Annotated in this window: 19 protein-coding genes; 13 read left to right on the plus strand and 6 right to left on the minus strand. The window is 74.4% G+C overall.

The window, feature by feature from the left end:
- Positions 1-65 precede the first annotated feature (65 nt).
- The 4 genes from F8R89_RS19225 (at position 66) to F8R89_RS19240 (ending at position 4,597) form a co-directional block, all read left to right on the plus strand.
- Positions 66-1,343 (plus strand): aspartate kinase, encoded by a 1,278-nt coding sequence (locus F8R89_RS19225; protein WP_151785128.1) that lies wholly within the window; start codon positions 66-68, stop codon positions 1,341-1,343.
- Positions 1,340-2,392, plus strand: a complete 1,053-nt coding sequence (locus F8R89_RS19230; RefSeq protein WP_151785129.1) for an aspartate-semialdehyde dehydrogenase — start codon at positions 1,340-1,342, stop codon at positions 2,390-2,392. Before F8R89_RS19225 ends, F8R89_RS19230 begins: the two co-directional genes overlap by 4 nt.
- Positions 2,393-2,870: 478 nt before the next feature.
- On the plus strand, positions 2,871-3,473 hold the full coding sequence (locus F8R89_RS19235) for a SigE family RNA polymerase sigma factor (protein WP_086866933.1): 603 nt from the start codon (positions 2,871-2,873) through the stop codon (positions 3,471-3,473).
- 74 nt (positions 3,474-3,547) lie between these two features.
- Positions 3,548-4,597, plus strand: a complete 1,050-nt coding sequence (locus tag F8R89_RS19240; RefSeq protein ID WP_151785130.1) for a hypothetical protein — start codon at positions 3,548-3,550, stop codon at positions 4,595-4,597.
- A gap of 16 nt (positions 4,598-4,613) precedes the next feature.
- Here F8R89_RS19240 and F8R89_RS19245 read toward each other — a convergent pair whose 3' ends face one another.
- Positions 4,614-5,453: an SURF1 family protein gene (locus tag F8R89_RS19245; protein ID WP_151785131.1), complete on the minus strand. Its 840-nt coding sequence runs from the start codon at positions 5,451-5,453 to the stop codon at positions 4,614-4,616.
- Between the two features lie 131 nt (positions 5,454-5,584).
- On the opposite strand from F8R89_RS19245, the gene F8R89_RS19250 reads away from it, so the two are divergent.
- The gene (locus F8R89_RS19250) at positions 5,585-7,420 is read left to right on the plus strand and encodes a prolyl oligopeptidase family serine peptidase (RefSeq protein WP_151785132.1); all 1,836 of its coding nucleotides are present in this window, start codon (positions 5,585-5,587) and stop codon (positions 7,418-7,420) included.
- Between the two features lie 110 nt (positions 7,421-7,530).
- On the opposite strand, the gene F8R89_RS19255 is transcribed toward F8R89_RS19250, so the two are convergent.
- The 3 genes from F8R89_RS19255 to F8R89_RS19270 form a co-directional block, all read right to left on the minus strand.
- Complete coding sequence (locus F8R89_RS19255) at positions 7,531-9,432, minus strand: NAD-binding protein (RefSeq protein ID WP_151788201.1); 1,902 nt, start codon at positions 9,430-9,432, stop codon at positions 7,531-7,533.
- A 336-nt stretch (positions 9,433-9,768) separates the two neighbouring features.
- A complete protein-coding gene (locus F8R89_RS19265) occupies positions 9,769-10,536 on the minus strand; it encodes a glycosyltransferase family 2 protein (protein ID WP_151788202.1) in 768 nt (255 codons plus the stop codon).
- Between the two features lie 240 nt (positions 10,537-10,776).
- Positions 10,777-14,796 carry an AAA family ATPase gene (locus tag F8R89_RS19270; protein WP_151785133.1) on the minus strand — a complete coding sequence of 1,340 codons (4,020 nt, stop codon included), beginning with the start codon at positions 14,794-14,796 and terminating at the stop codon, positions 10,777-10,779.
- Between the two features lie 505 nt (positions 14,797-15,301).
- On the opposite strand from F8R89_RS19270, the gene F8R89_RS19275 reads away from it, so the two are divergent.
- The 3 genes from F8R89_RS19275 (at position 15,302) to F8R89_RS19285 (ending at position 18,740) form a co-directional block, all read left to right on the plus strand.
- Entirely contained in the window at positions 15,302-17,911 is a 2,610-nt protein-coding gene (locus tag F8R89_RS19275) for a LuxR C-terminal-related transcriptional regulator (protein WP_151785134.1), read from the plus strand.
- Positions 17,908-18,438 carry a hypothetical protein gene (locus F8R89_RS19280; RefSeq protein ID WP_151785135.1) on the plus strand — a complete coding sequence of 177 codons (531 nt, stop codon included), beginning with the start codon at positions 17,908-17,910 and terminating at the stop codon, positions 18,436-18,438. Before F8R89_RS19275 ends, F8R89_RS19280 begins: the two co-directional genes overlap by 4 nt.
- A gap of 104 nt (positions 18,439-18,542) precedes the next feature.
- On the plus strand, positions 18,543-18,740 hold the full coding sequence (locus F8R89_RS19285) for a hypothetical protein (protein WP_151785136.1): 198 nt from the start codon (positions 18,543-18,545) through the stop codon (positions 18,738-18,740).
- Positions 18,741-18,783: 43 nt separating this feature from the next.
- On the opposite strand, the gene F8R89_RS19290 is transcribed toward F8R89_RS19285, so the two are convergent.
- On the minus strand, positions 18,784-20,193 hold the full coding sequence (locus tag F8R89_RS19290; protein ID WP_151785137.1) for a DUF2252 domain-containing protein: 1,410 nt from the start codon (positions 20,191-20,193) through the stop codon (positions 18,784-18,786).
- Positions 20,194-20,431: 238 nt separating this feature from the next.
- Between F8R89_RS19290 and F8R89_RS19295 the strand changes: the two genes are divergently transcribed.
- The 4 genes from F8R89_RS19295 (at position 20,432) to F8R89_RS19310 (ending at position 23,806) form a co-directional block, all read left to right on the plus strand.
- Positions 20,432-21,082, plus strand: a complete 651-nt coding sequence (locus F8R89_RS19295) for an HdeD family acid-resistance protein (RefSeq protein ID WP_151785138.1) — start codon at positions 20,432-20,434, stop codon at positions 21,080-21,082.
- 18 nt (positions 21,083-21,100) lie between these two features.
- On the plus strand, positions 21,101-22,768 hold the full coding sequence (locus tag F8R89_RS19300) for a hypothetical protein (RefSeq protein WP_192806171.1): 1,668 nt from the start codon (positions 21,101-21,103) through the stop codon (positions 22,766-22,768).
- A gap of 79 nt (positions 22,769-22,847) precedes the next feature.
- Complete coding sequence (locus tag F8R89_RS19305; protein WP_151785139.1) at positions 22,848-23,318, plus strand: SHOCT domain-containing protein; 471 nt, start codon at positions 22,848-22,850, stop codon at positions 23,316-23,318.
- A 65-nt stretch (positions 23,319-23,383) separates the two neighbouring features.
- Positions 23,384-23,806 carry a hypothetical protein gene (locus F8R89_RS19310; protein WP_151785140.1) on the plus strand — a complete coding sequence of 141 codons (423 nt, stop codon included), beginning with the start codon at positions 23,384-23,386 and terminating at the stop codon, positions 23,804-23,806.
- 34 nt (positions 23,807-23,840) lie between these two features.
- Here the strand turns inward: F8R89_RS19310 and F8R89_RS19315 are convergent, their stop codons facing one another.
- Positions 23,841-24,053: a twin-arginine translocase TatA/TatE family subunit gene (locus tag F8R89_RS19315; RefSeq protein ID WP_151785141.1), complete on the minus strand. Its 213-nt coding sequence runs from the start codon at positions 24,051-24,053 to the stop codon at positions 23,841-23,843.
- 166 nt (positions 24,054-24,219) lie between these two features.
- Here F8R89_RS19315 and F8R89_RS19320 point away from each other — a divergent pair, with 166 nt between their 5' ends.
- The gene (locus tag F8R89_RS19320; RefSeq protein WP_151785142.1) at positions 24,220-24,627 is read left to right on the plus strand and encodes a BlaI/MecI/CopY family transcriptional regulator; all 408 of its coding nucleotides are present in this window, start codon (positions 24,220-24,222) and stop codon (positions 24,625-24,627) included.
- Positions 24,628-24,632 lie beyond the last annotated feature (5 nt).

A 24,632-nucleotide genomic window follows, 5' to 3' on the forward strand; every position in this document is an offset into this window, starting at 1 on the left:
CCGATGGTCGTTTTCGGACGCTCGGTAAACTGAGCCGACACACACGGACTGAGCGAGGAGCGCACGTGGGCCTTGTCGTGCAGAAGTACGGAGGCTCCTCCGTAGCCGATGCCGAGGGCATCAAGCGCGTCGCCAAGCGGATCGTGGAAGCCAAGAAGAACGGCCACCAGGTGGTCGCCGTGGTTTCCGCGATGGGCGACACGACGGACGAGCTGATCGATCTCGCCGAGCAGGTATCCCCGATGCCTGCCGGGCGCGAGCTCGACATGCTGCTGACCGCCGGAGAGCGGATCTCCATGGCCCTGCTGGCCATGGCGATCAAAAACCTGGGCCACTCCGCCCAGTCGTTCACGGGCAGCCAGGCAGGTGTCATCACCGACTCGGTCCACAACAAGGCCCGGATCATCGACGTCACCCCGGGCCGCATCCGGACGTCGGTGGACGAGGGCAACATCGCGATCGTCGCCGGCTTCCAGGGCGTCAGCCAGGACAGCAAGGACATCACCACGCTGGGCCGCGGCGGCTCGGACACGACCGCCGTCGCGCTGGCCGCCGCCCTCGACGCCGAGGTGTGCGAGATCTACACCGACGTCGACGGCGTGTTCACCGCCGACCCGCGCGTGGTCAAGAAGGCGAAGAAGATCGACTGGATCTCCTTCGAGGACATGCTGGAGCTGGCGGCGTCCGGCTCGAAGGTGCTGCTCCACCGCTGTGTGGAGTACGCCCGCCGATACAACATCCCGATCCACGTCCGGTCCAGCTTCAGCGGGCTGCAGGGCACGTGGGTCAGCAGCGAGCCGATTCAGCGAGGAGAAAAGCAGGTGGAGCAGGCCATCATCTCGGGAGTCGCGCACGACACGTCCGAGGCCAAGGTCACGGTCGTCGGTGTGCCGGACAAGCCGGGCGAGGCCGCCGCGATCTTCCGTGCGATCTCCGACGCCGAGATCAACATCGACATGATCGTGCAGAACGTCTCCGCCGCCTCCACGGGCCTGACGGACATCTCGTTCACGCTGCCGAAGTCCGAGGGCCGCAAGGCCATCGACGCGCTGGAGAAGAGCCGGTCCCGCATCGGCTTCGACTCCCTGCGCTACGACGACCAGATCGGCAAGATCTCCCTGGTCGGCGCCGGTATGAAGACCAACCCGGGCGTCACGGCCGACTTCTTCAAGGCGCTGTCCGACGCGGGCGTGAACATCGAGCTGATCTCCACCTCCGAGATCCGCATCTCGGTCGTCACCCGCGCCGACGACGTCAACGAGGCCGTGCGGGCCGTGCACTCCGCCTTCGGCCTGGACTCCGACAGCGACGAGGCTGTCGTGTACGGAGGCACCGGGCGATGACGCACCGCCCGACGCTCGCGGTCGTGGGAGCGACCGGGGCCGTCGGCTCGGTCATGCTCCAGATCCTGTCCCAGCGCGCGGACATCTGGGGTGAGATCCGTCTGATCGCCTCCCCGCGCTCGGCCGGCCGCAAGCTGGCCGTGCGCGGGGAGGAGGTCGAGGTGGTGGCGCTCACCGAGGAGGCCTTCGACGGCGTCGACATCGCCATGTTCGACGTGCCGGACGACGTGGCCGCCCGGTGGGCGCCGGTCGCCACCGCCCGGGGGGCCGTGGTGGTGGACAACTCGGGCGCCTTCCGGATGGACCCGGAGGTGCCCCTGGTGGTGCCGGAGGTCAACCCGCACGCGGTGCGGATGCGGCCGCGCGGGATCGTCTCCAACCCGAACTGCACGACCCTCTCCATGATCGTGGCCCTCGGCGCGCTGCACGCCGAGTTCGGGCTGCGCTCCCTCGTCGCGTCCTCCTACCAGGCGGTGAGCGGGGCCGGCCGGGCCGGCGTCGACACCCTGCGCCGGCAGCTGTCCCTGGTCGCCGGCACCGAGCTGGGGACCGCCCCCGGTGACGTACGGCGGGCCGTCGGCGACGACACCGGGCCGTTCCCGGAGCCGGTCGCGCTGAACGTCGTGCCGTGGGCCGGTTCGCCGCGCGAGGACGGCTGGTCGTCGGAGGAGATGAAGGTGCGGGACGAGTCCCGCAAGATCCTCGGCCTGCCCCAGCTGCCGGTCGCCGTCACCTGCGTCCGCGTCCCCGTGCTCACCGGGCACTCGCTGACCGTGCACGCCGGCTTCGAGGGGGAGGTCACCGTCGCCAAGGCCCGCGAGATCCTGGCCACCGCGCCCGGTGTCGTCCTCTACGACGACCCGGAGGCGGGCGAGTTCCCCACCCCGGCCGACATCGTGGGCACCGACCCGACCTGGGTGGGCCGGGTGCGCCGCGCCCTCGACGACCCGACGGCGCTGGAGTTCTTCGTGTGCGGCGACAACCTCCGCAAGGGTGCCGCGCTCAACACCGCGCAGATCGCCGAGCTCGTGGCGGCGGAACTCTCCTGACACGGCAGTGGCCGGAAAAAACCACTGAGGTTGGGCCACCGCATTTGTAGGATCTGTGTGAACAATGTGAGCCGATCGATGGTCCCGGCCTCTTGATCAGGACCGTTGCGGCGACAGAAGATTTTTCTCCCCGCGCCTGCAACCGCTTGCAGGGCGGGGAGCGTCTTTGCGGTCGCCCTTCAAGGGCGTGGAGACGCGTCTTTCCGGCGTGGGGACGCCACCGAGCAGGCGTGGGGACGCCCGTTCACAGATGAGGCACAAGGGAAGAGCGGGTAGGTATGTGGGCGTTTGACGCACGGTCGGTCGTGCTGCCCGGCACGCGAGGGCCGGTGGCGGCGACTGACGCAAAAGTGACGTCCGGCACGTACAACCCTCCTGGGGGGAAGCGTGTCCAACTGGCGTGGCAGAGGTTCTCGACTTCAGCGCGGCGACCCGCGGTACGGCCCTACGGCCGCCCCGCCGTCCCGTCCGACCCCGCATGCCCGGTGCGCCCGGCGGCATGCCGGTGATCGCGCCCATGCCCGCAGCGCGGCCGACCCGCATCCCCAGTCAGCGTGACGGTTCCGAGGCGGAGAGCGCCGCGGCGGCCGGGACGACCGTCGACCACCTCACGGAGACCTACCGGGCGCACTACCGCTCGCTGCTGGGCCTCGCGGCGCTCCTCCTCGACGACACGGCCTCCTGCGAGGACGTAGTCCAGGAGGCGTTCATCCGGGTCCACTCCGCGCGCAAACGCGTCCGGGACCCGGAGAAGACGCTCGCGTACCTGCGCCAGACCGTCGTCAACCTGTCCCGCTCCGCCCTGCGCCGCCGCATACTCGGCCTGAAGCTGCTGTCGAAGCCGATGCCCGACATGGCGAGCGCCGAGGAGGGGGCCTACGACCAGCTGGAACGCGACTCCCTCATCAAGGCGATGAAGGGCCTGCAGCGCCGCCAGCGTGAGGTGCTGGTCCTGCGGTACTTCGCGGACATGACGGAGGCGCAGGTCGCCGAGACGCTGGGCATCTCGCTGGGCTCGGTGAAGGCGTACGGCTCGCGCGGCATCGCGGCGCTGCGGGTCGCGATGGAGGCGCCGGCATGAGCGGGGACCATAGCGGGCCGTCCGGACGGCCGGACGAGCATCAGCCGAAGCAATCGCACGCTGGGAACGGAACTGTGGACCACGGCCCCGAAGACCAGGGCCCCGACGGGCTCGACTCGGACGAGCTGGCACTGCGCCGCATATTGCAGGACGCGGTCCAGGAGATCGAACCGCGCGACGGCACGCTCGAGCATCTGCGCCGGGCGGTGCCGGCCCGCCGGGCACGCAAACGGCAGGCGCTGGTGGGCGCCGCGGCCGCCGTGCTCTTCGTGGGCACGGCCGTCCCGGCCCTGGTGCACGTGTCGAACTCCGGCGGCGCCAACGTCAACTCGTCCAACGCCGGGCACGGTGAGCAGGCGCAGGGGGGCGCCGGCCAGGGCAAGGAGACGCAGGGCGGCGAGAGCACGTCCGGCGGCTCCTCCGGCGGCGGGCACAGCCAGGGCAAGGGCGGCGACCAGGGCAAGGACGCCGGCTCCGGCACCGGTCGGGGCGCCGGCACCGGCGGCTCCGACGACCCGCTGGCCACCAGCACGGCCGGGGTTCCGGCGTGCACCGCGGCGCAGCTCGGCGTGGCCGGCCAGCAGGCGGGCGGCCCCGACTCGTCCGGTGCGGTGTACGGCACCTTCCGCTTCAGCAACATCTCCACCGCCGACTGCACGGTGACCGGCCCCGGCTCGCTGTCGCTGTCCGCGGCGGGCGCGGCCGACGCCACGAAGGTCGGTCAGCTCCGGCATGTCGCCGGTGACCCGGCGGCCGGTCTGCCCGACCCGTCGCAGGAGGTCGCGGCCCTCGTCCTCAAGCCCGGCGGCTCGTACGAGGTGAAGTTCGCCTGGGTGCCGTCGGCGACCTGCCCCTCGACCGGGGACAGCAACGGCGGCGGTTCCGGCGGTCCGGACCCGACCCCCGACCCGACCGCGTCCGACGGCTCCGGCGGCACCACGACCGGCACCTCGACGGGCGGCGACACGGGCACCTCCGCGCAGCTGCTGGGCGAGGACCCGGCGGCCGACGGAAGCGTCACGGTCTCCAACACGACCGGGGCGGCGGCGCCCACGGCCGCGGTGACCGTGTCCAACGCGTGCGCGGGGACCGTGTACTGGACGGGCGTGCTGCCGGTCGCGTAGCCGGCGGCCCCGAGGGTCAGGCGTTCGCCTTCTCCGGCGCGGCTCCCGCTCCCGGTTCGCCGGGCGCGGGGTCCGTGCCGTCGGCGGCGGTCCCGCCGTCCGGGAGGATGCCGAGCTCCGCGTCCCGTACGGCCTCCGCCTCGCGGCGCAGCAGCCGGAACCACATGAAGACGACGAAGCCGGCGAAGACGAACCACTCGCCGGTGTAGCCGAGGTTCTGGAACGCCTTCAGGTCCAGCCCCGAGTCGTTGACGGCGGCGACCGGCACCGCCTTCATCCCGGAGTCGGCCTCGGTGAGGGTGATCCAGGCGTCGTAGACGTCGTACGGCACCAGGTTGACCAGGGACGCGGCGCTGATCGCCGCGGTCCGGCCGGCGGGCAGGCCGCCCCGCGCGGGGACGCCGTTCTGGCCGGGGACCTCGGACGCCTGGAGGGCGCCGGTGACGGTGACCTCGCCGGACGGGGCGGCGGGGGCCTCGGCCGGGTCCGGGTCGCCGGGCAGCCAGCCGCGGACCACGGGGAGGGCCTTGCCGTCGTCGGTGCGCAGCAGGGTGACGACATAGCTGCCGCGCTCGCCGTCGACCTCGCGGTCCGGGACGAGCAGCTGCTCGGCGTACCGGCCGCGCGCGGTGGCCTGGCGGCCCACGGTGGCCTTGTCCACAGGCAGCAGCTCGGCGAGCGGCCGGGCGGGTTCGTCGCGGTTCTCCGCGGCCTGGTCACCGGCGCTCCGGTGCTCCTGCACCCGGTCCTCGAACCGGCCGAGCTGCCAGGACCCCATGAACACGCAGAACGGGATGGCGAGCAGCACGAAGACGTTGATCCCCCACCAGCGGGGCGTCAGCAGAAACCGGTACACGTCCACAACGGTACGGTGCGGCGGGCCGGCGGCGGGGCGCGGGGTGCCGCCGTGGCCGGGCGTGGGGGGAGTTTTCCACAGGCTGGGGATCCCGGCCGCACGATGTCGTCCGGACCAGGCACTATGGGGTCATGACTGAGAGCCACGGGTCCGCTTCGCGGGATCACCGGAAGCAGGACGAGGACATGCCGGACTGGGAGCGGCGCTTCAGGGCGCCCCGGGTGTCGCTGCCCGACTGGGCGGAGGACGCCCCGGACCGCGCGCTGTTCGTGTCGAACGCCACGGGCACGTACGAGCTGTACGCGTGGGACCGGGCGACGGGCGAGCAGCGCCAGGTGACCGACCGGCCGAACGGCACGACGGACGGCGTGCTCTCCCCGGACGGCGCGTGGATCTGGTGGTTCGACGACAAGGACGGCGACGAGTTCGGCGTCTGGCGCCGCCAGCCCTTCGACGGCGGTGAGGACGAGCTCGCGGCACCGGGCCTGGACGCCTCCTACCCGGCGGGCCTCGCCCTCGGCCGGGACGGCCGCACCGCGATCGTGGGCCGCTCCACCGACGAGGAGGGCACCACGATCCACCTCGTGCGCACGGGCGAGCCGCCGGCGGAGATCTACCGGCACCGCGAGTCCGCGGGCGTCGGCGACTTCTCGCACGACGGCACCCTGATCGCCGTCGAGCACACCGAGCACGGCGACGCGATGCACGCGGCGCTGCGGGTGCTGCGCCCGGACGGCTCGACGGTCGCCGAGCTGGACGACACCAAGGGCGGCACCGAGGAGCTGGGCCTGGAGGTGCTGGGCTTCGCCCCGGTGGTGGGTGACGCGCGGCTGCTCGTCGGGCATCAGCGGCGGGGCCGCTGGGAGCCGCTGGTGTGGGACGTGGCGACCGGCGAGGAGACGGACCTGGCGCTGGAGCTGCCCGGTGACGTCAGCGCGGAGTGGTACCCGGACGGCACGGGTCTGCTGATCGTGCACAGCTTCGAGGCGCGCAGCGAGCTGTTCCGCTACGACCTGGGGCGGCGGGCGCTGGAGCGCGTCGAGACCCCGGCGGGCTCGGTGTCGGGGGCGACGGCCCGGCCCGACGGCAGCGTCGAGTACCTGTGGTCGTCGGCGGCCGAGCCGTCGGCGGTGCGGTCCACGACCGGCCGCGTCGTGCTGGACCCGCCCGGCATGCGGTCCCCGGGCTCGGTCCCGGTGGAGGACGTGTGGGTGGACGGGCCCGGCGGCCGGATCCACGCGCTGGTGCAGCGCCCGGCCGGCGCCGAGGGCCCGCTCCCCACGGTCTTCGACATCCACGGCGGCCCGACCTGGCACGACAGCGACTCGTTCGCGGCCGGCCCGGCGGCCTGGGTGGACCACGGGTACGCGGTCGTGCGGGTCAACTACCGGGGCTCCACGGGCTACGGGCGGGCCTGGACGGACGCCCTCAAGCACCGGGTCGGTCTGATCGAGCTGGAGGACATCGCGGCGGTCCGGGAGTGGGCGGTCGCCTCGGGTCTCGCCGACCCGGAGCGGCTCGTCCTGACCGGTGGCTCCTGGGGCGGCTATCTGACGCTCCTCGGCCTCGGCACGCAGCCGGACGCGTGGACGCTGGGCATCGCGGCGGTCCCGGTCGCCGACTACGTGACGGCGTACCACGACGAGATGGAGGCCCTGAAGGCCATGGACCGCACCCTCCTGGGCGGTACGCCCGAGGAGGTGCCCGAGCGGTTCGAGGCGTCGTCCCCGCTGACCTACGTGGACCGGGTGAAGGCCCCGGTCTACATCTCCGCGGGGGTCAACGACCCGCGCTGCCCGATCCGCCAGGTCGACAACTACGTCAAGCGCCTGGAGGCGCGCGGCGCCGTGCACGAGGTGTACCGCTACGACGCGGGCCACGGCTCGCTGGTGGTGGACGAGCGCATCAAGCAGGTCCGCCTGGAACTGGACTTCGCGGCCCGGCACCTGCCGGCGCGCGGGAAGTAGCCGGTCTTCGGCACCGACGGCTCCGGGACGCCGATTCCGGGGCCGTCAGCCAGGCCCCGTCTGCCCGGCCCCGCCCGGACCCCGCCCGGGACCCGGCCACCCCGGCCCGGTCACGTCCCCGCGCGCTCGCGGCCCCGGCGGCCGAGGAGTTCGGCCATTCCCTGGCGGGTGGCTGCCAGGACGACGCGGTCCTCGCGTTGCAGGACGTAGGTGTCGGGCAGGTCCCACACCCAGCCGGACCCGGTGACGGTCCGATCGTCGTGGGGGCGCTCGGCTGCCGGGTCGTCCCGGCGTTCGCCGGGCGGGGTCCGGTCCAGGGCCAGCACCCGCCACGCGCCGGGCCGGAACGCCTCGCCGACGGTCCGGTCCTCCAGCTGGGGGTGCCCGCCCACCTCCAGCGTGGCGAACAGCAGCACCCGCCGTTCCACCGGGATGGCGCCCAGGATCTGCCGCCCCGCCATCGCCCCGGCGAACGCGGGCGCGGCCAGGTGCGTCACGCTGCGGCTGCGGGTGAAGCCGCGCGGGTGCGCGGCGCGCAGGGTGCGGTACACGGCCTTCGCGAAGTCGTCGTCGTACAGCCGCAGGACGACCCGCAGGTCCGGGCGGACCGAGCGGGCGTACAGGGCCGCCTCCAGGTTCGTGGTGTCCTCGCTGGTCACCGCGAGGAAGGCGTGCGCGCGGTGGATCTTCGCGGCCTCCAGCACGCCCTCCTGGGTGACGTCGCCGAGCACCACCGGCACCCGCAGCCGCCGTGCCGTGGGCATGCCGCGCGCCTCGGGGTCGGACTCCACGCACACCACCGGGATGTGCAGCTCGCGCAGCCGGGTCAGCACCCGGGTGCCGATCTTGCCCAGCCCCAGCAGCACCACATGTCCGCCCAGGCCGCGCGGCGGCTTGCGGAGCGCGGACGCCGAGCGGAACGTGCCGAGGGCCTCCAGCACCGCGGCCAGCAGCACCGGGAGCAGCAGCAGTCCGGTCAGCCCGGACAGCAGCTGGAGGATCTGGTGGGCCAGCGGCTGGTGGAGCGCGGGCTCGTTGATGGCGAAGAGGTCGAGCAGGGTCACATAGGTCGCGTGCAGCGGGTGGTCGCCGCTCACCACGGTCAGCGCCACCGCGAGTCCCGCCACACAGGTCACCAGCCCGGCCAGGGACCACCGCAGCCGCCGTGAGAACAGGGACCCGAACGACGGCATCAGGCTCCGTCCGCCGCGCCCCGCGGGCATCGGCGGGCCGGCGTAGGACACCTGCTCCAGGACGACCGTGCCGCGTCCCTCGGCCGCCGCGACCTGGGCGGCGTCCGGCAGCATCAGCGGGCCCTGCTCGCCGCTGTCCTCCGAGCCGTCCGCACCGGCCGGGTCGCTGCGGGTCGTGGACAGCAGCGCCAGGGTGGCCAGGTCGGTGGGGCGGGTCTCGCCGGGCGGCCGTTCCACCGCACGCAGTAACAGGCCGTCGGTCTGCACGACCTTGCTGGTGCCGGCGACGGCGGTGGCGGTGAGCGCGGGCGCGGCCGTGTCGGCGTCGGACAGCACCGTGGTGGAGGCGTCGAAGCCGCCCTCCCCGGAGTCCGCCGCCAACGAGGCGGCCTGGTCGAGGAGTTCCTCGATGTGCTGGCCGAGGCGGCGGTTGTAGAGGCGCAGGACGAGCCGCAGACGCGGGTTGAGCCGGCGGGCGGTGAGGGCGGCGCGGATGTTGGTCTCGTCGTCGTCGTAGACGAGGGCGAGGGCGGCGGCCCGCTCCACCCCGGCCTCGGCGAGGGTCGCCTCGGTCGGCTCGGCCGCCTCCAGGACGCGGGTGCCGCCCGGTTCGCCGGGGACCGGTGCCGTGCCCGCGCGGTTGACCGCCGCGGTCACCGCGCCCAGCAGCGCCGCCGACGCGGCCCGGGCCCGCCCGACGGCCGGCGGCCGTACGGCCCGCTCGGACGGCGGTACGACGAGCGTGACCTGTTCCCGGTACACGCCGCGCAGTTCGGCGGCCAGCCGGTGCGCGAGCCCGTCGTCGCCGCACACCACCAGGTGCGTGGTGCTGTCACTGATCGAGGTCTGCTGCGGAAAGGCCACGAGGGAGAAGCCTGCCTCATCGTGATCGGTTGTTCCACAGCCGGTGAACTCCCGCGCGCCGCCCGCGTGGTGGGCCCTTGGCGGGACCCGGGGCGGCCACTGCCCTGACCCCTGTCTGACAGTCCGTCAGAAGGTGCCTCCGACGCTCCCGCGCCGACTCCACCTGGCCGGAGACGCGACGGGTCGCCGAGGAGCATGTCGGCGGGCTGTCCGAGGAGGTGGCGTACACGCTGCTGCGCGCGAACGCGATCCGGACGCTCGACCTGCCCTCCGACCGCGAGGACCGGGCGCTCAGCGAGGCGTCGTGACGGGCGGGTACGTCCAGCCGAACGAGCCGAGCGCGCGGGCCCTGGCCTCCACCACCGCCATCCGCGCGGCCCGTTCGGCGGGGTCGACGTGGGCGGCCTGCCCCGTCGCCTGGCCGTCCCACTTGCGGTAGAGCAGCCCCACCCGGGCCGAGAACCAGCCCCGGCTGACCGCGCTGAGCGCGAGCAGCAGGCCGGTGTCCTCCGACGCGGGCAGCGCCATCCAGCCGCCGAGCGCGAGCAGCAGGTCCCGGCGGACGCACAGGGTCGCCGGATGCACGGGGGCGAGCCAGCCGTTCGCCCGCCAGGGGCCGACGAGGGCGCCCGGCTCTATCGGGCCGTCGTCCGGGTCACCGGGGAAGCCGGCCGTCGAGCCGTCCGGCAGCAGGTCGAGCACCCGGGACGTCGTCCAGCCGACGGACGGATGCCCCTCGAGGACGGCGAGGTCACGGGCGAGGGCGCCCGGGGTGAGCTGGTCGTCGGCGTCGAGGATCTTCGCGTAGGCGCCCTCGGTGTGCGCGAGGGCGAGCGTGCGGGCCACCCCCGGCCCGCCGGGCCGCCCCTGACGGAACGTCACCCTGGGGTCGTCGGGGACGTACGGGCGGACGGTGTCGCCGCGGCCGTCCTCCTGTACGACCCAGTGCCACTCCCAGCCGGGCGGCAACTCCTGGGCGCACAGCGACGCGTGGGCCTGCGGGAGGAACGCCGCCGAGGGCCCGTGGACCGCGGTCACGACGACGACCCGCCGGAGCACGGCGCCCCTCACCACCCTTCCGAGGACATGCGAAGGCCCGACCGCTGGCGACGGGGGATGCACCAGCGATCGGGCTGTGGCCAACAGTAACAAGGCCGCGAGCCTCGTGGGAGCCGACGGATCGGCTGCGGTGAGGCGTTGTGATCGGGATCACGGAAACCGCTGTCCCGAAGGGCTCCGGCATACCACTTGCGTCTCCACTCCCTCACGCTGCGCACTGGTCACACCGGTCGCATCGGTTCAGTCGGAGCACGGCGGCTCGTACGACAGCCGGGGCAGATACTCCCGCCAGCGCTCCCGGGTCAGCACGCCCTGGGTCGTCGAGCAGACCCGGCGGATCGCCTGGGCGACGTCCAGGTTCCACAGCCGGACCGTGTCGGTGCCGCTGGAGACGCCGAGCATGCGGCTCGCGGGGCGGAACGCCAGGAAGTTGCCGGTCCGCGCGTTGGGGCTCATCGCCTGCCCGACGGCCGAGGCGTGCCCCGGGTCCCCGACGTCCCACATCCGCACGGTGTTGTCGTTGCCGCCGCTGGCGAGGGTGTGCCCGTCCGGGCCGAACGTCAGGGAGACGACCGCCTCGGTGTGGCCGGTGAGCGGACGGCCCTGCGCCCGCGCCCGGGCCGGGTCGGCGACGTCCCACAGGCGGACCGTGTCGTCGTCGCCGGCGCTGGCCAGGGTGCGGCCGTCCGGGGCGTAGGCGAGGGAGTTGACCGGCCCGCCGTGCCCGGTCAGCGGGCCGCCGAGCGCCGGCGCCCGGCCGGGCCGGGCCACGTCCCACAGCCGGACCGTGGCGTCCGCGCTGCCGCTGGCCAGGGTGCGCCCGTCCGGGCTGAAGACGAGCGAGTTGATGTAGCCGCCGTGCCCGGTCAGCGGCTCGCCCAGCGGGACCGCGTGCGCGGGGTCGCGGACGTCCCACAGCCGGATCGTGCGGTCGTCGTACGCCGTGGCGAGCGTGTGCCCGTCCGGGCTGTACGCGAGCGCGTCCGGGCCCATGAACCGGGTGCGCAGCGGCAGCGGCGAGCCCAGCGGGGACGGGTGTGCGGGGTCGCGGACGTCGAACAGATGGACCGCGCTGCTGCCGGTCAGCACCGCGAGGGTGTGCCCGTCCGGGGAGAACACCAGCGAGCGCTGTCCGCCGTCGCCGGGCAGGAAGGGCTTGTTCAGCAGCGCGGGCCGGTCGGGACGGGAGACGTCCCACAGGCGCACGCTGCCGTCCCGCGCGGCCGTCGCCAGCACCTTGCCGTCCGGCCGGAACGCGCCGGTGCGGCCCGTCATGTCGGACGTGGGGACGGACCACAGCCGGACCTTGCCGTCGCCGCTGCCGGTGGCCAGGGTGCGGCCGTCCGGGCTGAAGCCCAGCGCGTACATCTCCCCGCTGCCGCCCGCCAGCGGCTCGCCGACCTGCGAGGCGTCCGCCGGGTCGCTGACGTTCCACAGGCTCGCGGTGCTGTCCGCGCTGGCGACGGCGAGCATGGTGCCGGCCGGGTTGAACGCCACCGACCACACGGGCCCCAGATGCCCGGTCAGCGGGGTGCCGATCTGGTGGGCGCGGGCCCCGTCGGAGACGTCCCACAGCCGGACGGTGTCGTCGGCGCTGCCGCTGGCCAGGGTGCGCCCGTCGGGGCTGAACGCCACCGAGTGCACCAGACCGGTGTGCCCGGTCAGCCGGGCCACCGGCTCGGGCCGCCGCCGGTCGGTCACGTCCCACAGCCGTACGGTGTCGTCGTCGCCGCCTGCCGCCAGCGTCCCGCCGTCCGGGCTGAACGCCACCGAGCGCACGGCGGCCTCCGCGCCGGTGAGCGTGGCCAGCGGGGTCGGGTGCCCGGGGTCGGCCACGTCCCACAGGCGGACCGTGCGGTCCTCGCTCACGGAGGCCAGGGTGCGCCCGTCCGGGCTGAACGCGACCAGGTAGACGGTGCCCTCGTGCCCGGTCAGGGGCGCGCCGAGCGCCTTCGGCCGCTCCGGGTGCCGTACGTCCCACAGCCGGACGGTGCCGTCGTCGGCGGCGCTGGCGAGGGTGTGGCCGTCGGGGCTGAACACCGCGCTGCTCACCCAGCTGCGGTGCCCTGTCAGCGGCTCGCCCAGCGGGCGGGGGCGCCGCCCGTCCGACACGTCCCACAGGCGGACGGTCCGGTCGGAGCCGGCGGTGGCCAGGACCTTGCCGTCGGGGCGGAACGAGGTGAGGTAGACCGCGCCGGAGTGGCCGCTCAGCGGGGTGGCCAGCGGCGCGTTCACGATGGAGACGAGCCGGCTGCCGGTCTCCTCGTCGTCCGGGCGCAGCCGGTGGGCCACCAGGTCGAGCTGGGCGGAGAGCGAGGGGTCGGTGTACTGGAAGCGGTCGGCCTCGGCGAGGACCTGCGCGAACAGGGCGTCGTCGCGCTGCTTCCACGCCACCGCCGCCGCGCCGACGGCCACCAGCGCCAGCGCGACGAGTGCCGCGACCCCGCCGCGCAGGATCCACACCGTGCGCCGGCGCAGCCGGACGGAGGCGGCGAGGAACTCCACGGCACCCCGGGTGAGGAAGGGGTCCCCGGCGGAGCGCGCCCACTCGTGCGCCCGCTCCAGCCGCGAGCCCCGGTACAGCAGGGCGGAGTCCCGCTCGGACTCCTCCCAGGCCCGGCCGTCCTCCTCCAGGCGCTGGCGCAGCAGATGGCCCTGGCGGTCCTCCTCGATCCAGTCCCGCAGCCGGGGCCAGGCGTGCAGCAGGGCCTCGTGCGTGATCTCGACCGTGTCCGCGTCCAGGGTCACGAGCCGGGCTCTGACCAGCGCCTCCAGCGACTCCTCCGTCTTCGCCGGGTCCGCCGCCTCGGCCGCGAGCTGGCGGCGGGTGCCGCGGCGCCGGGTCGCCTGGGTGTCCTCGCCGATCCGGACCAGGCGCAGCAGCAGCAGCCGGGCGGCGGTGCGGGCCGCCGGGTCCAGCTGGGCCCAGGCGCGCTCGGCGGTCGCGGCGACCGCTCCCTGGATGCCGCCGGCGGCGCGGTACCCGGCGAGCGTGAGCCGGCCGGCCTTGCGCCGCTGCCACGTGGAGAGCATCGCGTGCGACAGCAGGGGCAGCACGCCCGCGTCATGGGCGCCGCGCGGGCCGTCCACGCCCACCTCGCGGGCGATCAGCTCGGCGAGTCCCGGTTCCAGTTCGAGGCCGACCGCCTTGGCGGGGCCGGTGACGGCGTCCCGCAGCTCGGCGGTGGTGAGCGGGCCGAGGACCATGTGCCGGTGCTGGAGGGCGTCGGCCAGCTCGGGGTGGACCAGGCACTGTTCGTAGAAGTCGGCGCGGATGCCGAGGACGACCAGGGCGGGGGCGGGAGCACCGGGCGCGGGCGGGGCGCAGGCCGCGTGCAGGACGCGGACGAAGGCGCGGCGGTCGGCCTCGTCGGCACAGAGAGTGAAGGTTTCTTCGAACTGATCGACGATCAGTACGGGCGGTGCGGGGAGACCGTCCGGCGGCGACCCGGGCGGGCCGGTGGCGGAGGTGTCGCGCCGGGCCCAGGCGAGGACGGCCGTGTGCACGTCCCGGACGAGGCCCGCGTCGCCGTCGTCCGGCCCGTCCGGCGCGCGGGCGGTGGAGATCACGTCCGTCAGCTCCGGCACCCGGCCGACCAGCTCGCCCAGCGGATCGGCGCCCGGCACCAGCTGGAGCACGACACTCGCCCGGGGCGCCTCGGCGGCACGCAGCGCTCCCTCCCGCACGGCCGGCACCAGACCGGCGTTGAGCAGCGAGGACTTCCCGGCCCCCGAGGCGCCGACCAGCATCACCAGGCCCCCGGTGCGCTCCGCCGCGCGGAGCCGGGCGACCAGGGTGTCCGTGCTGCGCTCCCGGCCGAAGAACCAGCGGGCGTCCTCCTGCCGGTACGAGGCCAGCCCCCGGTACGGGCACACCCCGCCCGACACCGCCGCCGGGGCCGGCTGCTCCGGCTCCGGCCCCTGGCCGGAGGTGGCCCGCTCCCACAGGTGCTGCCACTGCACCAGGTCGTACAGGCCGGGCGACACGGGCGACGGCCGCAGCCGCCGGGCCTGGGGGATCAGGACGTGCAGGACGGCGGAGAGCGCGGCGAACTGCGCCGGTACGTTCCTGGCGCGCCGCCAGTCGCTGATCCGCTGGGCGGACACCCGCACGGGGCGCCCCCGCTCGTCCACCCGCTGCAACCGGACGACCGCCTCGGCCACGCTCTTCAGGGGTGGGTTCCCGGCCTCCTTGTAGAGCAGCGCGAGCCGTTCCGCGAAGGCCGCGCGCGCCGCCGACTCGGAACTCAAGACCGTCACTCCCTCACTCGCGCGCCACCGGCTCTTCCGGACCGGAAAACTCACCTTATACGGCTGACCTGCGAGGAAGCCCCGCTCCGGAGACCGGAACCTCCTCGCGGGGACCCTCCGACTGGCAGGATCACGACGCAAGTGCGGGAGCCGCCGCGCGCCGCCGAGGCGGGCTCACCAGCCGCAGAGCCCGAAGCCGCCTCACCCGGCGCCGCACGTTCTCGGACAGCTTTCCCACCTCGCCGTCCGCGGGAGTCACGAGCGCGCCGCGCCGCCGTCGTCCCGCCCGCCCCACCCGGAACCGCGCCGGTCCCGTGAGTCCTGAGACAGGTCGTGGACCGGACCCCGCGCCGCCGTCCGGCACCGGTCCCCACGAGGGGAGGGACCGGTGCCGGACGACGCGGTCACCGTCCGCGACGGCGAGTGCCCCTGGCGCGCGTGAACCCCCGAAAGCTGTGATGGTGGTGGGGGAGGGGACGACAGGCCGGTCTCGCGCTGCAAGGCGGTGAACGAGGTGGCAGAGAGCGACGACATCCCCCCCGGACCGGGCTCCCCCCACGCGGACCCCCTCGGCGACCCCTTCCTGCGGACCCGCTTCGCGCTGCCCGCCCGGCCGGCCACGTTCCTGCGCCGCGCCCGTCTGGCCCACCACCTCGACCAGGCCCTCGGCACCCCGCTGACCATGGTCAACGGCGCCGCAGGAGCCGGGAAGACCCTGCTGGTCGCCGACTGGGCGGCCGGCCTGGAGCACCCGGTGGCCTGGCTGAGCCTCGACCCGTCGCTGCGCGGCCCCGGGATGTTCTGGGCCCACCTGCTGCAGGCGCTGCGCACCCACGGGGTGCCGGTCGCCGACGGGGTCGGCACACCCGCCGACGCCGGAAGCGTGCACCACACGCTGCTCACCCGGCTCGCCGCCCAGCTCGGCACCGACGGCGACGAGCTCACCGTGGTGCTCGACGAGTACGACCGGATCGGCACCCCCGAGGTCGCCGAGCAGCTGGAGTTCGTCCTGCACCACGCCGGGCCCGGCCTGCACCTGGTCGTCGTCACCCGCACCGAGCCGCTGCTGCCGCTGCACCGCTACCGCGCGGCCGGCGCCCTCACCGAGATCCGCAACGCCGAGCTGGCCTTCACCCCCGAGGAGACCGTCGCGCTGCTGCGGCGGCACGGACTGCGCCTGTCCGTGCAGGCCGCCGCCGCCCTCGTCGAACGCACCGGGGGCTGGGCCGCCGGCCTGCGGCTGTGCGCCCTGGCCGCCCAGCAGCACCCCGACCCGGAGGCGTATCTCAAGGAGTTCGAGGCCGGGCACAGCACGGTCGCCGACTTCCTGCTCGCCGAGGTCCTCAAACGGCAGCCGCCCCCCACCCAGGACCTCCTGCTGCGCGTCAGCGTCCTGGACCGCTTCTGCGCCGACCTCGCCGGCGAGCTGACCGGGCGCGGCGACGCCGAGGCGATCCTGGCCGGCCTGCACCGGGAGAACGCCTTCGTCGAGGACCTCGGGCACGGCTGGTACCGCCTGCACCCGCTGTTCCGGGAGATCCTCAGGGCCCACCTGCGCGAACGCTCCGCCGAGCTGGAACCCCGGCTGCATCTGCGGGCCGCGCGGTGGCTGGGCCGCTCCGGGTACGTGCCGGAGATGCTGACGCACGGCGCCGCCGCCGGGGAGTGGGACTTCACCGCCGGGGCCCTCGTCGACGACCTGGCCCTCGGACAGCTCTTCACCGGGCTGCGCACCGGCCATCTCGTCGACCTGTTCTCCGGCATGGACCCGGCCGCGGCCAGCCCCGCCGCCGAACTGGTCCGGGTCGCACGGGACCTCTCCCGCGGCGACCTCGACCACGCCCTGGCCCGCCTCGGGCCCGTCCGTGAACGGCTGGCCGCCGCCGGGCCCGGCACCGCCGCCGGCCGCCTCGGCTGCGCCCTGCTGGAGGCGCTGGCCGCCCGGGTCACGGGCTCCCCGCAGCGCGCCGAGGACGCGGTGCGCGCGGCCCGCGAACTCCAGCACGAGCTCCCCGCCGACCTGCTGGACAAGCACCCGGAACTGTCCGCGCTGCTCCTCACCCACCTCGGCTCCACCCGGCTGTGGGCGGGCGACCTCGACGCGGCGCGGGCCGCGCTCACCACCGTCGCCGGCACCACGACCGGGGCGGCCACGGCCCTGCCCCGCGCGGACGCCCTGGAACTGCTGGCGCTCATCGACCACCTCGACGGCCGGCCGGCCACGGCGGAGCGCAAGGCGTCCGCCGCCCTCGCCGAGACCGACCGGTACGGCCTGGCCGAAGGCGCCGGCACCGGGCTCGGGAACGTCGTCCTGGCCGCCGTGGCCGTCGAACGCGACGACCTCACCGAGGCGCGGGACCTGCTCGACCGGACGCCCGGACCCGCGGTGCACGACCCGGTCACGGCGGCGGGCCGCTCGCTCGCGACGGCCCGGCTGCTGCTGGCCCGCGGCCGGGCGCGCGCCGCGCTGGAGGCCGCCGACCCCGTCGTGCCGGCCGCCGTCCGCTCCCCCTGGCAGCGGCTGCACACCGCGCTGGTCGCCTCCTCCGCCCACCTCGCCGAAGGGCGGCCCGACCTGGCGACGAAGGTGCTGGAGCAGCTCGGCGGCGAACACCCGGTCCTCGCCGTCGCCACCGCCCGGGCCCGGCTCGCGGCGGGCGACCCGGACACGGCGCTCGGGCTGCTGGACCCGGCCGGGACCGTGGGGGGCGCGGGCCCCGCCGTGCTCGTGCGCGCCACGCTGCTGCGGGCGCAGGCCGCGCACACCGCCGGGGACACCGCGACCGCCCGCCGCCTGGTCGCGCAGGCCGTCGCGGAGGCCCGGCACGAACGGCTGCGGCGGCCCTTCCGGGAGGCCGGCCCCTGGATCGAGCCCTACCTGGCCGACGCGCGTGCGGCCGGGCCCGACCGGGGAGCGCTGCCGTTCCCGGTGGAGCCGCTGAGCGGACGGGAACGGGACGTGCTGCTGCGGCTCGCCCAGATGATGTCCACCGAGGACATCGCCGCCGATCTGTACGTGTCCGTGAACACGGTCAAGACGCATCTGAAGAGCGTCTACCGCAAGCTCGCCGTCAACCGCCGCAACGACGCCGTGCGGCGCGCCCGTGAACTGGACCTGCTGTGACGGTCCGGCGGGCCACCGGACAGCCGGCGGCCGCGCGGGAGCGCCGGGCGCGACTGCGGGCGCACGCCGACTACACCGGCGGCGTGTACGGCTCCATGCTGGCCGCGTCCGTGGTGATCGGCGCCGGCGCCCTCGGCACCTACCACCGCACCGAGCTCGTCGTGCTGCTGCTCCTGACCGGTCTGGTCTTCTGGGCCGCGCACGTGCACGCCCAGCTGTTCGGCGCGCGGCTCGCCGACCGCCCGTGGAGCCGGGAGACCTTCCGGCAGGTGTGCCGCGAGGAGTGGCCGATCGTCAAGGCGGCCATCCCTCCGGCCGTGGCCGTGGCGGTCAGCCCCCTGTTCGGCCTGGACCTCTCCGGCACCGCCTGGCTGGCCCTCGCGGTCGCCGTCGCGGGGCAGGTGGGCTGGTCGGTGGCGGCGGCGGCGCGGGCCGGCGCGACCCGGCGGCTGATCGCCCTCAGCGCCGCCGTCAACCTGCTGTTCGGTCTCGTGATCGTCGTGTTCAAGATCGTGGTGTCCCACTGAGCCGCCCGCGCGGCCCCCGGCTCACCTGTGCCGGGTGAGGTGAGGGAGGCGGCCGGGCGCGACGATGGCAGGACTGCCATCGGCTGTCGGCGGGAGAGCAGCACATGCGCTACGAGATCCGCGTCGAGGGGCACATGTCGGAGACGCTGGCCGGACTCTTCCCGGAACTGGACCACGTGGTGATGTCCGGCCAGACCGTGCTGTTCGGGCCGATCGTCGACGACGCGCACCTGTACGGCCTCCTGGCCCGCTGCCAGTCGCTGGGCCTGCGCGTGGTGGAGATGCGGCAACTGCCCGAGTGAGGGCCGCGCCCCGCCGCCCCTGGACGTGTTCCGTACGGCTCTCTCAGACGTCCCTCGCCTCGACGCGGCCCGTCGCCACCGCCGTGCCCAGCGCCTCGAAGTCCCGCTCGTTCTGCTCGGCGTAGGCCCGCGCGAACTCCGTCAGCGCGCGGTCGAAGCGGTCGCCGCCCCCCAGATAGGCCGCGATGGCCACCGGGTCGCCGGAGCGGGCGTGCGCCCGGGCCAGACTGCCTCCGCACACCTGCCCGAACAGGCACAGCGTCGCCGGGTCCCAGAGCTCCGGCCGGGCGATGCCCTTCCAGTCCCGCAGCTGGCGTACGTAGAAGTCCCGGCCGCGCCCGTCGATCCCGCTGACCACGTGCGTCCAGCCCAGGAAGATGTCGCTGGTCGTCTGGATCAGCCGCTGGCCCGTCACCACCCGGCGGCCCTGGTTGTCGAAGCGCTCCCCGCCGGTGTGCGCGGCCAGCACGGACTCCTGCGCCTCCTTGGCCTGGAGCAGCAGCGGATCGTCGTCGTCGCGGCCGAGCATCAGGACGATCCAGCAGCGGGTGCCGACGCTGCCGACCCCGACCACCTTGCGGGCGATGTCCACCATCCGGTAGTGCCGCAGCAGATGCCGGCGCTCCGACGACAGCGACTTCGTGTAGCCCTCCACCACCGACTGGAGCTCCTTCTCCTGCTGGTCCGTGGACGCCTCGCTCGGCAGGTCCCGCAGCGGAGTGATCAGCGGCGGGTCCGGCGCGAGCAGCCGGCCCACGGCGGTGCGCCGGGTCAGCTTCGCGTACGCCTGCATATGGGTGCGGGTCCGGGCCTTCGCGGTCGCCTCGGCGGTGCGGCGCCGGGCCTGCTTGCTCATCGCGGACGCCAGCAGCGCGCGCATCCGGTCGACGTCGTCCTGCGCGTACCAGATGTCCAGGGTCCGCATCCCGGCGAACTCGCGCATCCGCGTCCGGTACCCGGCCACGCAGGCGCGGACCGCCTCGGCCTGCTCCCGCTCGCCGAACCCGTTCGCGCGGGCGGCGATCACGAAGCTGGCCGCGAGCCGCTTGACGTCCCACTCGAAGGGGCCGGCCAGGGTCTCGTCGAAGTCGTTGATGTCGAAGACCAGATGGCGCTCGGGCGAGGCCAGCAGCCGGAAGTTCAGCAGATGGGCGTCCCCGCACAGCTGCACGGTCAGACCGCTGTGCGGGTGCCGTCCGAGGTCCATCGCCATGATGGCCGCCGCGCCCCGGTAGAACCGGAACGGCGACTCCAGCATCCGGGCGTAGCGGATCGGCACCAACTCCCTCACCCGGGTGGCCGACTGATCCTCGATCACGTCGATCGGGTCGGTGCGGCCGCCGGCGTCGTAGCGGGCCTGGCCCGAGCGTGGGGCGCGCTTGCGGGCGCTCCTGCCGTAGGCGGCCCGCTCGGCCGGTGACAGGGAGGATGTGAACGCGCTCGGGATCGTCATGGCTCGCCCTTCCACGTCCGTGCGGCCGGAGTCGGCGGTCGCGGTGCGCGGCTCCTCGCCCGGGCGCACCGGCAGACCCTTCCACCGTCCACCCCATACCGGCGGCGCCCCGCGCGGATCACCCGTCAGGGGTGACCCGGTGAGCGGCGGGGCGGGGCACGCTGATGCGGTGAGGGGTGCCACACACCGTCCCGTCGGCGGACCCGGTGACGACGGCCGTACCACGCGAGGAGGAGCCATGACCATGTCGCGTGGCCCGGCGCCGCACACCGGATCCGATCCTCTGGCCGGCGGGACGGTCCCCACCCCCGACCAGCAGACCGAACGTCTGCTGGCGGCGCTCGGCGGTTCCTGGAAGTGGCTGCTGGCCTCGGCCGTCGCCACCCTGGTGCCCGGCGTCGTGGCGCTGGCCTGGCCGGACGCCACCCTGCACGTCCTCGCGGTGATCATCGGGCTGTACCTGCTGGTGACCGGCGCCTTCCGGTTCGTCGCCTCGTTCGCGCGGGCCCACGGCGACCGGCATCTGGAGCTGCTGTCGGCCGTTCTCTTCGTCCTGGCCGGGGTGCTGTGCCTGCGCCACCCGCTGCAGACCATCGCCGCGCTCTCCCTGATCGTCGGCGCCGTCTGGGTCGTCACCGGCATGCTGACCGCCTGGACCGCCCTCGCGCTTAAGGGGATGCCGCACCGCGGGGTCGTCCTCGGCGCCGCGGCGCTCGGCGTCGTCGCCGGCATCGTCGTCCTGGCGCTGCCCGGCGAGTCGGCCGTCGTGCTGACCCGGCTCCTCGGCCTGTGGCTCGTCCTGCTCGGCCTGGCCGAACTGGGCGTCGCCTTCGCCTGGCGCGCCGCCCTGCGCCAGACGCTGCCCCCCGGCCCACCGGCGACCGCCTGAGCGACCGAGGAGGCGCCCATGCCCCCGGACCCCAACCCCGAACCCCCGGCGCCTGGCGACCACACACCTGGCGACAGCGACGCCAGCCGCCGTGCGCCTGGCGACAGCGGCTCCGGCCGCCGCGCGCGGGGCGACGGCGACTCCGGTGCCCGTACGCCCGGCGCCCCCGGTCACGGCGACACCGGGCACGGCGACTCCGGCGCCCGCCCGCCCGGCGATACCGACCCCGGTGGCGATACCGACCCCGGTCGCCGCCCGTCCGGCGACAGCCACTCCGGTGCCCGTACGCCCGGCCACCGCACACCCGGCCCCGGCGACTCCGGCCACAGCGCCTCCGGCCCCCGCACCCCCGCCCCCCGTACGCTCTCCCCGGAGGAGGCCGTCGCCTACGACCGGTTGCGGCGGGCGTCCGCGCAGCGGCATCGGAAGGCGCGCTACGCCGGGTCGTCGGTGCTGCTCCTGATCACGCTGCTGCTCGCGATCCCGGCCGTCGTCGCCGCCTGGACGGCCGACACGGTCTCCGACACCGACCGGTACGTCGACACCGTCGCGCCGCTCGCCTCGGACCCGGCCGTGCAGGACGTCGTCACCGACCGGCTGACGGCCCGGGTCGTCGCCAACGTCGACGTCGACGCGGTGACGAAGGAACTGGGCAAGGCGCTCGCCGACGCCGGCGCCCCGCCCGCCGTCGTCGACCGGACGCAGGCGCTGTCCGGGCCGCTGAAGGCCGCCGTGTCGAACGTCGTGCACGGCATCATCGACCGGGTCGTCACCAGCGGCGCCTTCGAGCAGGTGTGGGTGGACGCCAACCGGCGCGCGCACTCGGCGGTCGTCGCCGTGCTCACCGGGGACGACAGCGGGGCGGTGCGCGCCGAGGGCGACAGCATCAAGCTGGACGTCGCCCCCCTGATCGACGACGTCAAGCAGCGCCTGGTCGACCAGGGCTTCGACAAGGCGTCCGCGATCCCCGCGCCGGACGCGCAGATCACCCTCTTCCAGACCGACAAGCTGAGCGAGGCGCAGGACGCGCTGCGGCTGCTCGACGTCATGGGCGTCTGGCTGCCGGTGATCACGATCGTGCTGGCCGCGCTCACCGTGTGGACCGCGCCGGCCCACCGCATGATGCTGCTGATCACGGCGTCCGGCGTCGCCGTCATGATGATCGTGCTCCTCGTCGGACTGGCCGTGGCCCGTCGGATCTACCTGGACTCCGTGCCCACCTCGGTCCTGCCCACCGACGCGGCCGCCGCCATCTACGACACCTTCCTGCGCTTCCTGCGCGACAGCACCCGCACCCTGCTGGTCGTGGCCGTGATCACGGCCCTCGCCGCCTATCTGTTCGGCCCGAGCCGGGTCGCCCGCTGGGTGCGCGGCTGGTCGGCGCGCGGCACCGGCGCCGCCGGGCACGCCCTGCGCGACGCGGGGATGCGCACCGGCGCGGCCGGGCGCCTGCTGGACACCCACCGGTCCTGGGCCACCGGCATCGTCATCGGCGCCGGGGCGCTCACCCTGCTGCTGTGGAACCGGCCCACGGTCGGGGTGGTCGCCCTGGTCGTCGGCCTGGTGGTGGTCGTCCTCGCGCTGGTGGCCGTGGTGGCGGCGACGGCGGCCCCGCGGGCGGCGGACGGCCCGGCGGACGGCCCGGGGGACCGACCGGCCGCGGGGGACTTCACCCGCCCAGGGTGAGGCCGTTCGACGTGAACATGCGCACGCTGAGGGCAGCGGGACCGCTGGACGGGCCCGCACTCCGCGACGGAGGAGAGCGATGACCGGTTCCACCTACCTTGCCTACGACTTCCCCCTGCTCAGCATGTTCTGGACGCTCCTGTGGTTCTTCCTGTGGATCATGTGGTTCGTCCTGCTGTTCCGGATCATCGGCGACATCTTCCGGGACGACTCGCTGAGCGGCTGGGGCAAGACCGGCTGGCTGATCTTCGTGATCGTGCTGCCGTTCCTCGGTGTCTTCGTCTACCTCATCGCCCGCGGCAGGCAGATGGGGAGCCGCGAGATCGCCCACGCGCAGGCGCAGCAGCGGGCGTTCGACGACTACGTGCGCGAGCGGGCCGGCGAGTCCGGCGGCCGCAGCAAGGCGGACGAGCTGGCGAAGCTCTCCGACATGCGCAACCGCGGTGACATCGACGACGACGAGTTCCGCCGGGCCAAGGAACTCGTCCTCAGCGGCGCCGGCCCGTCGGCCGGCACCTCCACCCCGCCCTCCTCGGGCCCCCGGGTCTGACCGCCCGGGACGATCACCACGGGGACCGCCGAAGGGCCCCGGGGAACAAGGAATCGAGGCACACGATGGCCACCTCACACTCGCGTCAGGACCAGACGACCAAGTACGCGTGGGCCGCCGGCCTGACGGCCTTCGCCGCGGTGATGCTCACGATCGCCGGTCTCATCGCGATCTTCCGCGGCATCATGGGGATCGCCGAGGACGACGTCTTCCTCGCCACCCGCAACTACGTGTTCGAGTTCGACCTCACCGGCTGGGGCTGGGTCCACCTCATCCTCGGTGCGGTCGCCGTGATCATCGGCATCGGTCTGTTCCAGGCGCCGATGTGGGCGCGGATCGGCGGCGTGGCCATCGCCTCGCTGATCATCATCGCCAACTTCCTGTCGCTGCCGTACTACCCGGTGTGGTCCGTGGTGACCATCGCGATCTCCGGATTCGTGATCTGGGCCCTGTGCGTCACCCGGCGCGACGACATGCGCGGCTTCTGACGGCCCCGGGCCCCGGCGACCGGCCGGGGCCTCCTCATGCCCTCGGCTCGTCCGCGCGCGGCGTGACCGTCTCGCCCTGGATCACCCGGGGCGCCGGCTGCTCGCCCTCGTCCTTCATCGCCTTGGCCTCGGCCTTCAGGATGCGCGCCGACTTGCCCGCCGAACGGACCAGCTCAGGAAGCTTCTTCGCGCAGAGGACGGCTATGACGACGATGAGGATGATCGCGATCTCGCTCAGTCCGAACATGAGGTCCGCTCCTCCTGGTGACCGGCGGCCGGCCGTGACGGCGGGCCGTACCGGCTGAAATCTACAGCAGTGTAGATAGCGGGGGGGAGACCGTCTCTGCTTTCCTTACGGCGGACCGTTGTAGAGGGCCGACGTGACGCGCGGGCCGTCGGGAGGGAAACAGGGCATGGCGGAACGAGGACAAGGCGCCCGGCGCCGGGGCCAGGGCGAACTGGAGGCACTGGTCCTGTCGGCGCTCGGCGAGGCGGACGGACCGGCGACGGCCGGCTGGGTGCAGGAACGCCTCGGCGGCGGCCTCGCCTACACGACCGTCATCACCATCCTGACCCGGCTGCTCGCCAAGGGCGCCGTCACCCGGGAGCGCTCGGGCCGCTCCTTCGCCTGGACCCCGGCCTCCGACCAGGCAGGTCTCGCCGCGCACCGGATGCGCCGGGTCCTCGACGCCGAGAGCGACCGGGAGGCGGTCCTCGCCAGCTTCGTCACCGGTCTCGGCCCCGACGACGAACGGCTGCTGCGCGACCTGCTCGGCCGCGCCGGACACACGGGTCGGACCCACAGCGAAGGGGAAGACTGACGCCT

Source organism: Streptomyces sp. SS1-1 (genome assembly GCF_008973465.1).
In the GTDB taxonomy this organism is placed as follows: domain Bacteria; phylum Actinomycetota; class Actinomycetes; order Streptomycetales; family Streptomycetaceae; genus Streptomyces.

What these genes read in the sequence shown, in the direction of transcription:
- F8R89_RS19230 (WP_151785129.1), top strand. Translation starts at nt 1,340, where the DNA reads ATGACGCACCGCCCGACGCTCGCGGTCGTGGGAGCGACCGGGGCCGTC.
- F8R89_RS19235 (WP_086866933.1), top strand. Translation starts at nt 2,871, where the DNA reads ATGCCCGGTGCGCCCGGCGGCATGCCGGTGATCGCGCCCATGCCCGCA.
- F8R89_RS19250 (WP_151785132.1), top strand. Translation starts at nt 5,585, where the DNA reads ATGACTGAGAGCCACGGGTCCGCTTCGCGGGATCACCGGAAGCAGGAC.
- F8R89_RS19285 (WP_151785136.1), top strand. Translation starts at nt 18,543, where the DNA reads ATGCGCTACGAGATCCGCGTCGAGGGGCACATGTCGGAGACGCTGGCC.
- F8R89_RS19290 (WP_151785137.1), bottom strand. Translation starts at nt 20,193, where the DNA reads ATGACGATCCCGAGCGCGTTCACATCCTCCCTGTCACCGGCCGAGCGG.
- F8R89_RS19295 (WP_151785138.1), top strand. Translation starts at nt 20,432, where the DNA reads ATGACCATGTCGCGTGGCCCGGCGCCGCACACCGGATCCGATCCTCTG.
- F8R89_RS19300 (WP_192806171.1), top strand. Translation starts at nt 21,101, where the DNA reads ATGCCCCCGGACCCCAACCCCGAACCCCCGGCGCCTGGCGACCACACA.
- F8R89_RS19305 (WP_151785139.1), top strand. Translation starts at nt 22,848, where the DNA reads ATGACCGGTTCCACCTACCTTGCCTACGACTTCCCCCTGCTCAGCATG.
- F8R89_RS19310 (WP_151785140.1), top strand. Translation starts at nt 23,384, where the DNA reads ATGGCCACCTCACACTCGCGTCAGGACCAGACGACCAAGTACGCGTGG.
- F8R89_RS19315 (WP_151785141.1), bottom strand. Translation starts at nt 24,053, where the DNA reads ATGTTCGGACTGAGCGAGATCGCGATCATCCTCATCGTCGTCATAGCC.
- F8R89_RS19320 (WP_151785142.1), top strand. Translation starts at nt 24,220, where the DNA reads ATGGCGGAACGAGGACAAGGCGCCCGGCGCCGGGGCCAGGGCGAACTG.